The organism is Caballeronia sp. SL1002 (genome assembly GCF_057814995.1).
In genome coordinates this window covers 261,908-275,115 of sequence record NZ_JBYMUW010000002.1, presented here as the reverse complement: position 1 = coordinate 275,115, position 13,208 = coordinate 261,908, and the positions used below count along the sequence as shown (strand labels likewise).

Sequence of the window (13,208 nt, the reverse complement as noted above, 5' to 3'; positions counted from 1 at the left end):
TGTTGGTCATTGCCTGCGGTCCTGCCGCGATGCAACAAAGCGGCTCGGACGTGGCATTGTGAAATAGGGCCAGCCAGAAACAGCACGGTTCGTGCCCGGCCAAAGCCGCCGCACGAACCGCTAGGACGCTACGAAATGCCTTCAGCCGAGATCGACGGGCACGAAGATTTGCGCATCGTCACGCTGGATCAGCAGCGCGAGACTGTTGCCCGCGTGCGTCACCATCGCCTTGAGTTGCTGCACGCTCGTGACCGGCTGGCCGTTCACCGCGAGAATCACATCGCCCGCCTGGATGCCCGCGCTTTCCGCCGCGCCGCCGGACTGCTGCACCAGCAAGCCACGCGTGAGCGACGCGCTCTGCTTTTCCTCGGGCGTGAGCGGACGGACCGCGACGCCGAGACGCGCGTCCTGCGTTGCGTCGTCGCCGTTCGCTTTGTCGGCGGAAGCGGTTTTGGCGTCGGCCAGCGCGCCGATGGTCACGCTCAGGTCCTTCGCGCCCTTGTCGCGCCACACCTGCACCTTCGCCGAGCTACCCGGCGCCAGACCCGCGACCTGCGACGGCAACGCGTTCGAATCGGCGACCGGCTCGCCGTTCAGCGACAGGATCACGTCGCCGGGTTGCAGACCCGCCTTCGCCGCCGGACCGCCCGGCTCGACCGAACTGACGAGCGCGCCTTGCGGCTTCTGCATGCCGAAGGAATTCGCGAGCGTCTGGTTCATGCCCTGCACGGTCACGCCGAGGCGTCCGCGATCGACGTGACCGGTTTTCACCAGCGCGTCCTTCACCTTGATCGCCTCGTTGATCGGGATGGCGAACGAAAGGCCCTGGAAGCCGCCCGTTTGCGAATAGATCATCGAATTGATGCCGATCACTTCGCCCTGCAAGTTGAACAGCGGTCCGCCCGAGTTGCCCGGATTCACCGGCACGTCGGTCTGGATGAACGGCGTGTAGTTCTCGTTCGGCAGCGAGCGCGACTTCGCGCTGATGATGCCGGACGTCACCGTGTTGTCGAAACCGTAAGGCGAACCGATCGCGACGACCCACTGGCCGACCTTGCTGCCGTTCGGATCGCCGATCTTCACCGTCGGCAGGTCTTTCGCTTCGATCTTCAGCACCGCGACGTCCGATTGCTTGTCCGCGCCGACCACTTTTGCGCGGTATTCGCGTTTGTCGGTGGTGCGCACGGTGACGACATTCGCGCCGTCCACGACGTGCGCGTTCGTCAGGATGTAGCCGTCGCCGCTCACGATGAAGCCCGAGCCGAGGCTTTCGCTCGCGCGGTCCGCGCCGCCCGCGCCATCGTCGCCGCCGCCGTTGCCGCCCATGCCGGGCACGCCGCCGTAGAAGTGCTTGAAGAACTGGTAGAACGGATCGCTCGGGTCGATCGGCAACTGGCCGCTACCGCCGCCGCGGCGCGCCGACGCCTGCTTCACGACATGCTTCGCGCTGATGTTGACCACAGCGGGGCCGTAGGTTTCGACGAGACCGGAGAAGTCGGGAATGCCGGTTTTGGCGGCAGCCTCGGCGGGCATCATCGCGGCTTGCGCGGCGGGAATGACCTGCGGCGCCGGGACGTTTTTGTGTCCGGCCACGTAGCCCGCCGACAAGGCAACGGCAACCGCGACTGCAACCGCGCTGCGGGAGAAAATCTTCGCTTTCATCGAGTGCTCCTGACGATAAGGATGCGTTCTGGGATGAAACGAAGATTATGGGACGCCGCTTAAAGGCCGCTTAAAGTTGGTTTCGTTTTAAAAGCGCACGGCGACGAGCAGTCCGCCCATCCGCGATTCGCCGAGTTCCACGCGCGCGCCGTGCTTCAGCGCGATCCGCCGCACGATGGCAAGCCCAAGTCCGCTGCCCGCGACATCGGTACGCGCCCGGCTCGCGCCCTCGCCCACGCGATAAAACCGGTCGAACACGCGCTCGCGCTCGTCGGCCGGAATGCCCGGGCCGCTATCCGCGATCCGCACGACCGGGCGCTCGTCTTCTATCACGAGGCTCACATCGACGGAACCGCCCTGCGGCGTGTACTTAGTCGCGTTATCGATGAGATTGTTGAGCATCACGCGCAGCGCTTCCGGATCGCCTTCGATGGTCGCCAGCTCGCTCTTTTCGTTCTGCTCGATCCCAAGATCGACGCCGCGCTGCTGCGCGAGCAACACCGCGCCGCCGACACAACTGTCGAGCAGCGCGTGCAGATCCACTGGCTTGTTCGCGCTCGCGCCGTCCGGCTCCGAGCGGGCGAGCGCGAGCAGTTGCTCGGCGAGCCGCGTGGCGCGCGTGATGCCCGCCTGCAGATCCGCGAGCGCTTCCTTGCGCGAATCGTCGTCGCGGGCGCGCGCCACCAGTTGCGCCTGAATCTGCACGGCGGCGAGCGGCGTGCGCAACTCGTGCGCGGCATCGGCGACAAACGCCTTTTGTGTATCGAGCGCGGTCGCGAGCCGCGCGAGCAACGCGTTCAGCGCGTGAACCACCGGCTGCACTTCGCCCGGCAAACGCCGATCCGGCAAGGGATCGAGCGCTTCCGGATGGCGCGTGTCGAGCGCGTGCGTCACGCGCTGAAGCGGCGCGAGCCCTCGCCCGACGATCACCCACACCGCAAGCCCGAGAAACGGCAACAGCAGCACGAGCGGCCACAACGTGCGCCACGCGACGCCCGCCGCAAGCCGGTTGCGGATGGACAGCGGCTGCGCGAGCTGCACGACGTTATCGCCGACGATCGCGCTGTACACGCGCCATTCGCCGCGCGCCGTCATCTCCGTGGAGAAGCCGAGTTCGGCGTGCGGCGCGAGCGGCACGCGCGGATGCGAGTAGTACATCAGCACGCCGTTGCGGTTCCAGATTTGAATGACGACGCCTTCCTCGCTGCCGCCGCGCGACGTGAGCACCGACGAAAACGGCTCCGACGGCAGCGCGGCGGCGATCTGCTCAAGCTGGTAATCGAAGAGTTCGTTTGCTTCGGCGAGCGCCTGCCGGTAAATCAGCCATCCGGCAAACCCCACACCGACAATCACCAGCGCGAGCAGCCAGACGAGCAGTTGTCGGCGGATCGAATGCATCTACGCGTCCTTCGCGACCATATAGCCGAGTCCGCGCACGTTTCGAATCAGGTCCGCGCCGAGTTTCTTGCGCAGCGAGTGGATGTAGACCTCGACCGTATTGCTGCCGATTTCCTCGCCCCACCCGTAGATTTTCTCTTCGAGCTGGCTCTTGGAGAGCACCGCGCCGGGCCGCGCCATCAGCGCTTCGAGCAACGCGAATTCGCGCGCCGACAATGCGACCGGCGCGCCGTCGAGCGTGACCTGATGGCCGACGGCGTCGAGCGTGAGCGCGCCGTGGCGCACCAGCGACTCGCCGCGCCCCGCGTGACGCCGGATCAGCGCGCGCATGCGGGCGCCGAGTTCGTCGAGATCGAACGGCTTCACGAGGTAATCGTCCGCGCCGGCGTCGAGGCCTTTCACGCGGTCCGCGATCGCGTCGCGCGCGGTCACGATCAGCACCGGCAGTTTGTTGCCGCGCGCGCGCAGGCTTTTCAGGACGTCGAGGCCGTCGCGCTTCGGCAGCCCGAGATCGAGCAGCATGAGATCGTAAGGTTCGCCTCCGGCAGCGGTCAGCGCGCCTTCGCCATCCTGCACCCAATCGACCGCGAAGCCGTCACTGCGCAGCGCCTTGCGCACGCCCTCGGCGATCATTCGGTCATCTTCGACTAGCAGGATTCGCATGGCTTGATCTGGGGCGGGAATGGAGCCGTCCATTCTAGCCGCGGCGGGCAGGCGCGGGATTAAACGGGGCTTAAGGACGCGTCCGAGACACACCGCGCCGACGCCCGTCGATAAGCTGTCTACAATACCGGCTCACCGCCCGGCGCCGCAGCCTAACACTCGCATTACTCGCTTCCGACGCACTACATGCCGCTCGCTTCCGTATCGAAATTCAGTTTTCCGCAGCTTTCGCTCGCCTTATTGACCGCCCTCGCGTTCGGCGCCGCCGCCGTCTACGCGCCGCCCGCCGCTGCGCGCGGCGGCTCGAAAGCCGAGCAGACGCAATCGCCGAATCGTGCCGCCCGCGCCGCCCGCGCGTTCGGCAAGAACAAACGCGCCGAGCGCGTCGCCGTGCCGGCCGGTCCGCTGCCGGCATCGGTCATGGCCGGACTCGCGCGCGCGCACGTGCCGCTTTCGTCGATGAGCGTGGTCGTGCAGCGCATCGGCGCGGCCGTGCCGCTCGTCGCGATCAACGCGGGCGAGCCGATGCTCCCTGCCTCGACGATGAAGCTCGTCACCACCTATTCCGGTCTCTCGATACTTGGGCCGGATTACCGCTGGAAGACCACGGCCTATGCCGACGGCCAGGTCGACGCGGCGGGCGTGCTGCACGGCAATCTCTATATCGAAGGCACCGGCGACCCGAAGCTCGTACCCGAAGAACTGATCGACCTCGTCGATCAAATCCGCAAGAACGGCATCACAGGGATCGACGGTGGCCTGGTGCTCGACAAGCGCTACTTCGATCCTTCCACGCGCGATCTGCCCGCCTTCGACAACGACGAAACGGCGCCGTACAACGTCGGTCCCGATCCGCTGCTCTACGCGTTCAAGTCGCTCACGTTCACGCTCACGCCGAGCCCGGACGGGCAAGTCGCGATCGACGTGCTGCCGCAACTCGCGCAGCTTCAGATCGACAACGAACTGCGCGTGACGCGCGGCGCGTGCGCGGGCACGCTGCCGGCCGCGTCGCCGAGCGTGTCGCAGACCACGGGCGGCTTCGTGCAGGCGTCGTTCATCGGCGATTACCCACTGCGCTGCGGCTCGCGCACGATCAACGTCGCCGCGCTCGATCATTCCACCTTCTTCGCCGGTGGCTTTCTCGCGCTCTGGAAGCAGGCGGGCGGCACGTTCGCCGGCACGACGCGCGAAGGGCCGACGCCCGCGAACGCGCGGCTCGTCGGTACGCACCGCAGCCCGGTGCTCTCGGAAATCGTCCGCGACATCAACAAGTTCAGCAACAACGTGATGGCCCGCAACCTGTTCCTCACGATCGGCGCGGCCTCGGCCAAGCCGCCCGCGACCACCGCGAAGTCATCGCAGGCGATCCTCTCGTTCCTGCACCGCAACGCGCTGCCGATGCCCGGCCTCGTGCTCGACAACGGCTCCGGCCTCTCGCGCGACGAACACATCAGCGCGCAGTCGCTCGCCGATCTCCTGATCGCCGCGAATTCGAGCCCGGTCGCGCAGGTTTTCGTGGAGTCGCTGCCGATCGCGGGCGTCGACGGCACGATGCGCAACCGGCTGTCGAACGCGGGCGCGCTCGGCAACGCGCACATCAAGACCGGCACGCTGCGCGACGTGCGGGCGATCGCGGGCTACGTGGGCGCGGCGAATGGCGAGAGCTACGTGGTGGTGAGTTTCATCAACGATCCGCGTTCGGAAGCGGCCCGCGCGGCGCACGACGCGCTGCTCGAATGGGTCTACGAAGGCGCGCGCAAGCCGGGCACGGCGGAATAAGGCGCGGAAACGCCGCGTAAAAAGCTGGAAGAATCCTTCTACGAAGTTGGCGGCGCGCACCTGCGAGCCGCGTGTACGCTGTCGGGCAGGCGGCAAAGACCGCCTCGACGACACGTCAAAAAAACAGCTTCCCGAAGGAGACATCCATGCAATTCGATGCCGAATTGCTTCTGCTTGCGTTAGCGCCGGTATTTATTGCCTGCATCGGCTGGGAAGCGTGGCATCTGCATCGCACGCGGCCCGAGGCGCGGCTCTACAGCCTCGCCGATACGCTCTGCAACACCGCGCTCGCGCTGTTCCATCAAGCCGCCGATAAACTCGCGTGGCCCGTTGTCATCCCGATTTACACCTACGTCTACGCGCACTACCGGCTGATGTCCTGGCCCGCGTCGTGGCTGTCGTTTCTCGTGCTGTTCGTCGCTCAAGACCTGCTCTATTACGTGTTTCACCGCATGAGTCATCGGGTGCGCTGGCTGTGGGCGGCGCATGTCGTCCATCACTCGTCCGAGCGGCTTAATTTCTCGACGGCGTTCCGCCAGAGCCTCATGTATCCGATCGCCGGAATGTGGCTCTTCTGGCTGCCGCTCGCCGTTCTGGGCTTTCCGCCGAAGCAGATCGTCGCGGTCGTGCTGCTCAATCTCGCGTTCCAGTTCTTCGTCCATACGCAAACGGCCGCGAAGCTCGGCTGGATCGAATGGGTGTTCAACACGCCGTCCATTCATCGCGTCCATCACGCGCGCAATCCGCGCTATATCGACCGGAATTACGCCGGCGTGCTGGTGATCTGGGACCGGCTGTTCGGCAGTTTCGTCGAGGAAGATCCAAACGAACCGCCGCAATACGGCATTGTCGATCCGCTCCATACCTTCAATCCGCTCGTCGCCACATTCCACGAATGGCGCGCGATGTTCGCGGATACCGCGCGTCTCGCCGGCTGGCGAAACAAGCTCGGCGCGCTCGTCGGTCCGCCCGAATGGGTGGCGCAATTGCGACAGCAAGCCGGTCAAGAGCGCAAAGGCGATGTGGCGCTGTTTGAAACATCTCAAAAATAAGGAAAGATTCGGTAAGCTAACGCCCGGCTCCGTTCGCGGCGCATTGAACCCAAAAATCCGATTCGCGGCGCAAGAGCCGCGACACAGATCGAGACACACAACAGAAGAGACGAGGAACGAGGAGATGAAGTCGATGAACCTGAAAGACACCCGCCGCGCAGCATGCATTCGCGTGGCACGCATTTCCGCCGCTTGCGCGGCTTTCGCTGTGATCGCCGCCTGCGGGGGCGGCGGCGATGACAACAACACGCCGGCGTTGCCGCCGGGCGGCGTGAAGCTGCAAGTCGTATCGTTCGGCGACAGTTTGTCGGACGTCGGCACGTATGCGCCGGTCGTCACGTCGAGCTTCGGCGGCGGCCGTTTCACGACGAATCCGGGCCAGGTCTGGACCCAGAACGTCGCGCAGTATTACGGCGATACGCTGACCGCGGCGCAAGTCGGCGGCTTCGGCAAGCCGCTCGTCGCGGCAGGCGGTTACGGTTATGCGCAGGGCGGCTCGCGCGTCGCGTTGCAGCCGGGTCAGGGTCACGCCACGACGGGCGCGGCGACCGACGCGTACTCGCAAGCCACGACCATCCCGGTCACGGCCCAGCTCACGCAATACCTGACCGATCACGGCAGCTTCAACGCGAACCAGCTGGTTCTGCTGAACGGCGGCGCGAACGATATCTTCGCCGCGCTGACGGCCGTTGCAACGGCGAAAGCCACCGATCCGACCACGGTTCCGGCCGCGCTCCAGGCGGCGACGCTGGCGGTCGGGACGGCGGCTTACCAGCTTGCGGGCGTCGCGCAGGCGATCCTCGGGAAGGGCGCGACGCACGTCGTGGTGTCGGGCATTCCGGATATCGGCGGCACACCGCTCGGCGTCTCCGATCCGACGCAGACCGCGCTGATCTCGCAAGTGTCGAAGGGCTTCAACGACGCGCTCCAGGCACGCCTCGCAGCGCTCGGCATCGCGAACAAGGTGATCTACATCGACGCATACGGCTGGGTGGACGGAATCACCGCCAACTATCAGTCGAACGGCTTCACGGTGTCGAACACGGGCACGGCGTGCAACCTTCAGTCGATGGTCGCCAGCGCCACGGCCAACGGCCTGCCGAACCCGACGGGCTTCGGTTCGTCGCTGTTCTGCTCGCCGCAGACCTACACCGCGCCGAACGCCGACCAGACCTACATGTACGCGGACACGGTCCATCCGACGACGCACCTGCACTTGCTGTTCTCGCAGTACGTGGAGTCGCGCATCGCGCAGTCGGGCCTCGGCAAGTAAGCCGCAAACGCTATGCGCAGAAGCAAAAACGCCCGGTCTCGACCGGGCGTTTTTTATTGGGCGCGGAGAAAATCGAGCGCCGTCATTCCTGCGCCTCGAAAGCCGCCGCCGCGCGGCCGAGCCGGTCGTTCACCGCGATCCACTCGATCGACTCCGGCAGTTTCTCGATCAGAATCCGCTCCACATTCGCGCGATCCAGCGCGCGCAGCAGGCCGTAAAGATCGCGCGCGTAGCTTTGCGGATCTTCCGGCGCGGCGATGAAGTGTACGTTGCGCGCATCCGCCCACGCACCGGCGCTCGACGCCCGCGCGACCAGCGCGATCTTGCGCTGGCCGCCGCGCTGGCCGCTTTGTTCGCCATGCTCCGTTAGCAACGGCGCGATCCCGGAAAACGGCAGCAACGCGAGCGGCGTGCGCGGCGCGTAATGCGCTTTCAGCGTGCCGGACGCGCGCGGCGCGGTCGCGTCCGAGCCGTCCGGCAAACGCGGCGCGACGCCGAGCACGTCGGCGATGTCCTGCGGGCTGACGTGGCCCGGCCGCAACAGCGCGGGAAAGCCGCGCGACAAATCCAGAATGGTCGATTCGATACCGACCGCCGCCGCGCCGCCGTCGAGCACATGCACGGACGCGCCGAATTCATCGCGGACATGTTGCGCGGTGGTCGGGCTGACGTGGCCGAAACGATTCGCGGACGGCCCCGCCACGCCGCCATGGCCATCGCGGCGCGCGGAGAACGCGCTGAGTAGCAACTGCGCGACCGGATGTGAAGGACAGCGAATGCCGACCGAATCCTGCCCGCCGCTGACCGCCGCCGGAATGTGCGCGGCGCGCTTGAGAATGAGCGTGAGCGGACCGGGCCAGAACGCGTCGATCAGCTTCTGCGCATCCGCCGAAAGCGTTTCCACCCAGTACGCCGGATCGCCATTCGGCGCGAGATGCACGATCACCGGATGATTCGCCGGCCGGCCTTTCGCCGCGTAGATGCGCGCGATGGCGTCCGGATTCTCGGCGTCGCCGCCGAGCCCGTAGACTGTTTCGGTCGGAAACGCGACCAGTTCGCCCGCCGCGAGCAACGCGGCGGCTTCGTCGATTTGCGCGGCGCTCGGGTAAAGAATGCTCATCGCGCGGCGCTCAGTCGAGCGGAATGTGCAGCATGCGCGCACAGTCGCGCGCCGCGCCGCGCGCTTCTTCGAGCGTCGGCGCGGTGAAGTTGATGTGGCCCATCTTGCGGCCCGGCCGCGCCTCTTCCTTGCCGTACAGATGCAGCCGCGCGGTCGGCATCGCCGCGACGTCGTGCCACGGCGGCATGCGCGCCTTGTCCGCGCCGCCCTGGAACCAGACATCGCCGAGAATATTGAGCATCGCGGCCGGCGAATGCTGGCGCGTGTCGCCGAGCGGCATGCCGGTCATCGCGCGCACTTGCTGCTCGAACTGGCTGGTCGCGCAGGCATCGACGGTGTAATGGCCCGAGTTGTGCGGACGCGGCGCCATTTCATTGGCGATCAGCGAGCCGTCTTCGAGGATGAAAAACTCCACGCAGAGCACGCCCACATAGCCGAGCTTCGCGGCAATCGTGAGCGCGGCGTCCTGCGCCTGCGCGACCAGCGACGCGGGCGCGTCCGGCGCGGGCACCACGGTTTTCGCGAGAATGCCGTCGAGATGCTGGTTCTGCGCGAGCGGAAAGACGGCCGATTTGCCGTCGCCGCCCCGCGCGATCAATACCGACACCTCGTATTTCAGCGGCAAACGCTTTTCCAGCACGCACGGCACGCCGGACAGCGAACCGTAGGCCGTGCGCGCTTCCTCGACGTTGCGCACGCCGATTTGCCCTTTACCGTCGTAGCCGAGCCGCGCCGTTTTCAGGATGCCGGGCAGCACGGCGGCGATCGCGGCGTCCGGAATGGCGGCGAGCGCCTCGGGCGACTCGATCACCACGTGGGGCGCAACCGGCACGCCGGTCGAAGCGATAAAGCGCTTCTCCGCCACGCGATCCTGCGCAATGGCGACACAGCGCCCGGCCGGACTGACGAACGTGGTGTTCGCGAGGAAATCGAGGCTCGCGGCAGGCACGTTCTCGAATTCCGTCGAGACCGACGCGCACAGGCGCGCGAGTTCGGTCAACGCGGTCTTGTCGTCGTAGGCCGCGCGGATATGGCGATCCGCGACGGCGCCCGCCGGACTCGTTTCGTCAGGATCGAGCACGGCGACGCGATAGCCCATCGACTGCGCGGCGAAACAGAACATGCGGCCAAGCTGGCCGCCACCGACCATGCCGAGCCAGGCGCCCGGCAGAATGGGTGAAACCGGAGAATTTTGTGGGTTCATCGTGTGTGATCGGTCACGGGCGTTCCCGGCGGGCCGTTGCCCGCCGCGCGCCCGGTCTTGCTACGGGAAAAACGTTACAGCGGCGGCAACACCATCGCGTGCGCAGCTTCGTTCTGGCGCGCGCGAAATGCGTCCAGGCGATTCGCATAAGTTTCATCGACCACGCCGAGCATCGCCACCGCGAACAGCGCCGCGTTCGCCGCGCCCGCCTCGCCGATGGCGAACGTCGCGACCGGTACGCCCTTCGGCATCTGCACGATCGAGTGAAGCGAATCGACGCCCTTCAGATATTTGCTGACCGCCGGCACGCCGAGCACCGGAACGGTCGTTTTCGCGGCCAGCATGCCCGGCAGATGCGCCGCGCCGCCCGCGCCCGCGATGATCGCGCGCAAGCCGCGCTCGCGCGCCTTTTCGGCGTACTCGAACATTTCGTCGGGCATGCGGTGCGCCGAGACCACCTTCGCCTCGTAAGGCACACCGAATTCCTGGAGGATCGCCACCGCGTTCTTCATCACGTCCCAGTCGGAACTCGATCCCATCAGCACGCCGACCAACGGCGCGCTGTGCGTGTGTGCGGGCTGAACTTCGCTCATCGTGCTGCTTTCCTGTTTGAACGCCGCTCTAAAGCGGCCGATTCTCGAAGGCTGCATGGTGCAGCCGGGCTTGCCTCAAGCAATGGCGTCAAGCCAGCGTCTGGCCGGTCAGGCGCTGCAGCGCTTCCTCGTACTTTTCCGCGGTCTTCGCGATCACGTCGTCCGGCAGTTGCGGTGCGGGCGGTTCCTTCTTCCACGGCTGGGTTTCGAGCCAGTCGCGCACGAACTGCTTGTCGAACGAAGGCGGATTCGTGCCGATCTGATAACCGTCCGCCGGCCAGAAGCGCGAGGAATCGGCGGTCAGCACTTCGTCCATCAGGAACAACTGGCCGCGATTGTCGAGACCGAACTCGAACTTCGTGTCCGCGATGATGATGCCGCGCGTCGCCGCGTACTCGGCCGCTTCCTTGTACAGCTTGATGGAGATGTCGCGGATCGTGGCCGACAATTCCGTGCCGATCCGACGTTCCATCTCATCGTAGGTGATGTTTTCGTCGTGATGACCCATTTCGGCCTTCGCGGCGGGCGTGAAGATCGGCTCGGGCAGCTTTTCGGCGTTTTGCAGGCCGGGCGGCAGTTCCACGCCGCAGACCGAACCCGTCGCCTGATAGTCCTTCCAGCCGCTGCCCGCCAGATATCCGCGCACGACAGCTTCCACGAGAATCGGCTCCAGACGCTTCACCACGACCGCGCGGCCCTTGACCTGCGCGGCTTCGTCGGCGGCGACCACCGTTGCCGGGTCGATCCCCGTGTTGTGATTCGGGACGATGTGCGCGAGCTTGTCGAACCAGAAATCGGCCATCTGGTTCAGGACGCGGCCCTTGTTCGGAATCGGCTCGCCCATGATGACGTCGAACGCCGAAAGGCGGTCCGTCGTCACGATCAGGAGCTTGTCCTGACCGACTGCGTAGTTGTCGCGGACTTTGCCGCGGCCGAGCAGCGGCAGCGATTTCAGCGTGGATTCGTAAAGAGCCAGGCTCGGAGTCAAATTCGGGGTCGACATCGTCATCTACCGGAAAAAGTGGCGCAACACGGCGCCGCGTCAAGCCGCGCGCCGCAACGACCAACATAAGCCAAAAAGAAAAAACCAAACGCCGTTCCCCGGGTGCTGCAGGAACGGCGATCCAAAGACAAACGGGTTCCGTTGGACGGAACCCGTTGATTTTACTACCGAAGCGACCTTATCTGACGATCTGTGACAGTTCGCCGGATTTGTACTTCTCGGCGATCTTGTCGAGCGGCACCGGCTTGATCTTCGCGGCCTGGCCTTCGCAGCCGAACTGCATGTAACGTTCGACGCAGATCTTTTTCGCGGCGTCGCGCGCCGGCTTCAGGTAATCGCGCGGATCGAATTTCGAGCGGTTTTCGCCCATATAACGACGAATCGCAGCAGTAATCGCCAGACGCAGGTCGGTATCGATATTGACCTTGCGCACGCCGTTCTTGATGCCTTCCTGGATTTCCTCGACCGGCACGCCGTAGGTTTCCTTCATGTCGCCGCCGAATTCGCGGATTTCAGCCAGCAAATCCTGCGGCACCGACGACGAACCGTGCATCACGAGGTGCGTATTCGGAATGCGCTGGTGAATTTCCTTGATGCGCTGAATGGCGAGGATGTCGCCCGTCGGCTTCTTTGTGAACTTGTACGCGCCGTGCGAAGTGCCGATGGCAATCGCTAGCGCATCGCATTGCGTGAGCTTCACGAAATCGGCGGCCTGCTCGACGTCGGTGAGCAACTGCTCGCGCGTCATCGTGCCTTCCGCGCCGTGGCCGTCTTCCTTGTCGCCCTTCATGGTTTCCAGCGAACCGAGCACGCCGAGTTCCGCTTCCACCGTCACGCCGATCGAATGCGCCGCATCCACGACCTTGCGCGACACATCGACGTTGTACTCGTAGGACGCCACCGTCTTGCCGTCGCCTTCGAGCGAGCCGTCCATCATCACGCTGGTGAAACCGCTGCGAATGGCCGCCATGCAAACCGCCGGCGACTGCCCGTGATCCTGATGCATCACGACCGGAATGTGCGGATACGATTCCACCGCCGCTTCGATCAGATGGCGCAGAAACGCTTCGCCCGCGTACTTCCGCGCGCCGGCGGACGCCTGCATGATGACCGGCGCGCCGACCTGATCGGCCGCCGACATGATGGCTTGCACCTGTTCCAGATTATTCACGTTGAATGCCGGCAACGCGTAGCCGTTTTCAGCCGCGTGGTCCAGCAGTTGACGCATTGATACGAGAGGCATGGTGTAGCTCCTAAAGATGAAACGAAATCTTTGCGTGCGGCTAAATTTTTCGGGATTTTAGCGGTTGGCAAGCGCTATTTCAGTGCGCCTGCGTGCGTTCATACGCATTTCGTCACGCTTAATGCCAATGTCAAAGGCCCGCGGAGAGAAATTCGCGGGCCTTTTCGTTCGCATCGGAATTGCGGAGTGCGGCACGCGGACGGCGCAGAAGCCGCCGA

The 13,208-nt window shown here is 65.2% G+C and carries 11 protein-coding genes; 3 read left to right on the top strand and 8 right to left on the bottom strand.

Annotation, left to right across the window (positions count from 1 at the left end; translation table 11 throughout):
* Window positions 1–141: 141 nt before the first annotated feature.
* The 3 genes from AC3D25_RS04165 to AC3D25_RS04155 all read right to left on the bottom strand — a co-directional run bounded on the left by AC3D25_RS04165 (window position 142) and on the right by AC3D25_RS04155 (window position 3,723).
* Window positions 142–1,662 (bottom strand): DegQ family serine endoprotease, encoded by a 1,521-nt coding sequence (locus AC3D25_RS04165; RefSeq protein ID WP_488887211.1) that lies wholly within the window; start codon window positions 1,660–1,662, stop codon window positions 142–144.
* Window positions 1,663–1,749: 87 nt separating this feature from the next.
* The gene (locus tag AC3D25_RS04160; RefSeq protein WP_488887210.1) at window positions 1,750–3,060 is read right to left on the bottom strand and encodes an ATP-binding protein; all 1,311 of its coding nucleotides are present in this window, start codon (window positions 3,058–3,060) and stop codon (window positions 1,750–1,752) included.
* Window positions 3,061–3,723 carry a response regulator gene (locus AC3D25_RS04155; RefSeq protein ID WP_488887209.1) on the bottom strand — a complete coding sequence of 221 codons (663 nt, stop codon included), beginning with the start codon at window positions 3,721–3,723 and terminating at the stop codon, window positions 3,061–3,063.
* Window positions 3,724–3,909: 186 nt separating this feature from the next.
* Between AC3D25_RS04155 and dacB the strand changes: the two genes are divergently transcribed.
* The 3 genes from dacB (at window position 3,910) to AC3D25_RS04140 (ending at window position 7,827) form a co-directional block, all read left to right on the top strand.
* Entirely contained in the window at window positions 3,910–5,502 is a 1,593-nt protein-coding gene (gene dacB / locus AC3D25_RS04150) for a D-alanyl-D-alanine carboxypeptidase/D-alanyl-D-alanine endopeptidase (protein WP_488887208.1), read from the top strand.
* Between the two features lie 146 nt (window positions 5,503–5,648).
* Window positions 5,649–6,554: a sterol desaturase family protein gene (locus AC3D25_RS04145; RefSeq protein ID WP_488887207.1), complete on the top strand. Its 906-nt coding sequence runs from the start codon at window positions 5,649–5,651 to the stop codon at window positions 6,552–6,554.
* Window positions 6,555–6,678: 124 nt separating this feature from the next.
* Complete coding sequence (locus tag AC3D25_RS04140; RefSeq protein ID WP_488887206.1) at window positions 6,679–7,827, top strand: SGNH/GDSL hydrolase family protein; 1,149 nt, start codon at window positions 6,679–6,681, stop codon at window positions 7,825–7,827.
* A gap of 82 nt (window positions 7,828–7,909) precedes the next feature.
* Here AC3D25_RS04140 and AC3D25_RS04135 read toward each other — a convergent pair whose 3' ends face one another.
* From AC3D25_RS04135 to fba, 5 genes are all read right to left on the bottom strand, one after another.
* On the bottom strand, window positions 7,910–8,947 hold the full coding sequence (locus AC3D25_RS04135) for an L-threonylcarbamoyladenylate synthase (protein ID WP_488887205.1): 1,038 nt from the start codon (window positions 8,945–8,947) through the stop codon (window positions 7,910–7,912).
* Window positions 8,948–8,957: 10 nt separating this feature from the next.
* On the bottom strand, window positions 8,958–10,151 hold the full coding sequence (locus AC3D25_RS04130; protein ID WP_488887204.1) for a 5-(carboxyamino)imidazole ribonucleotide synthase: 1,194 nt from the start codon (window positions 10,149–10,151) through the stop codon (window positions 8,958–8,960).
* Window positions 10,152–10,225: 74 nt separating this feature from the next.
* Window positions 10,226–10,744: a 5-(carboxyamino)imidazole ribonucleotide mutase gene (gene purE, locus AC3D25_RS04125; protein ID WP_488887203.1), complete on the bottom strand. Its 519-nt coding sequence runs from the start codon at window positions 10,742–10,744 to the stop codon at window positions 10,226–10,228.
* 88 nt (window positions 10,745–10,832) lie between these two features.
* On the bottom strand, window positions 10,833–11,747 hold the full coding sequence (locus AC3D25_RS04120) for a phosphoribosylaminoimidazolesuccinocarboxamide synthase (RefSeq protein ID WP_488887202.1): 915 nt from the start codon (window positions 11,745–11,747) through the stop codon (window positions 10,833–10,835).
* A gap of 178 nt (window positions 11,748–11,925) precedes the next feature.
* On the bottom strand, window positions 11,926–12,990 hold the full coding sequence (fba, locus tag AC3D25_RS04115; protein WP_488887201.1) for a class II fructose-bisphosphate aldolase: 1,065 nt from the start codon (window positions 12,988–12,990) through the stop codon (window positions 11,926–11,928).
* Between the last annotated feature and the right edge of the window lie 218 nt (window positions 12,991–13,208).

Coding starts and splice junctions, on each gene's coding strand:
- AC3D25_RS04165 (WP_488887211.1), bottom strand. CDS start 1,662: ATGAAAGCGAAGATTTTCTCCCGCAGCGCGGTTGCAGTCGCGGTTGCC.
- AC3D25_RS04160 (WP_488887210.1), bottom strand. CDS start 3,060: ATGCATTCGATCCGCCGACAACTGCTCGTCTGGCTGCTCGCGCTGGTG.
- fba (WP_488887201.1), bottom strand. CDS start 12,990: ATGCCTCTCGTATCAATGCGTCAACTGCTGGACCACGCGGCTGAAAAC.
- dacB (WP_488887208.1), top strand. CDS start 3,910: ATGCCGCTCGCTTCCGTATCGAAATTCAGTTTTCCGCAGCTTTCGCTC.
- AC3D25_RS04140 (WP_488887206.1), top strand. CDS start 6,679: ATGAAGTCGATGAACCTGAAAGACACCCGCCGCGCAGCATGCATTCGC.
- AC3D25_RS04120 (WP_488887202.1), bottom strand. CDS start 11,747: ATGTCGACCCCGAATTTGACTCCGAGCCTGGCTCTTTACGAATCCACG.
- AC3D25_RS04145 (WP_488887207.1), top strand. CDS start 5,649: ATGCAATTCGATGCCGAATTGCTTCTGCTTGCGTTAGCGCCGGTATTT.
- AC3D25_RS04155 (WP_488887209.1), bottom strand. CDS start 3,723: ATGCGAATCCTGCTAGTCGAAGATGACCGAATGATCGCCGAGGGCGTG.
- AC3D25_RS04135 (WP_488887205.1), bottom strand. CDS start 8,947: ATGAGCATTCTTTACCCGAGCGCCGCGCAAATCGACGAAGCCGCCGCG.
- purE (WP_488887203.1), bottom strand. CDS start 10,744: ATGAGCGAAGTTCAGCCCGCACACACGCACAGCGCGCCGTTGGTCGGC.
- AC3D25_RS04130 (WP_488887204.1), bottom strand. CDS start 10,151: ATGAACCCACAAAATTCTCCGGTTTCACCCATTCTGCCGGGCGCCTGG.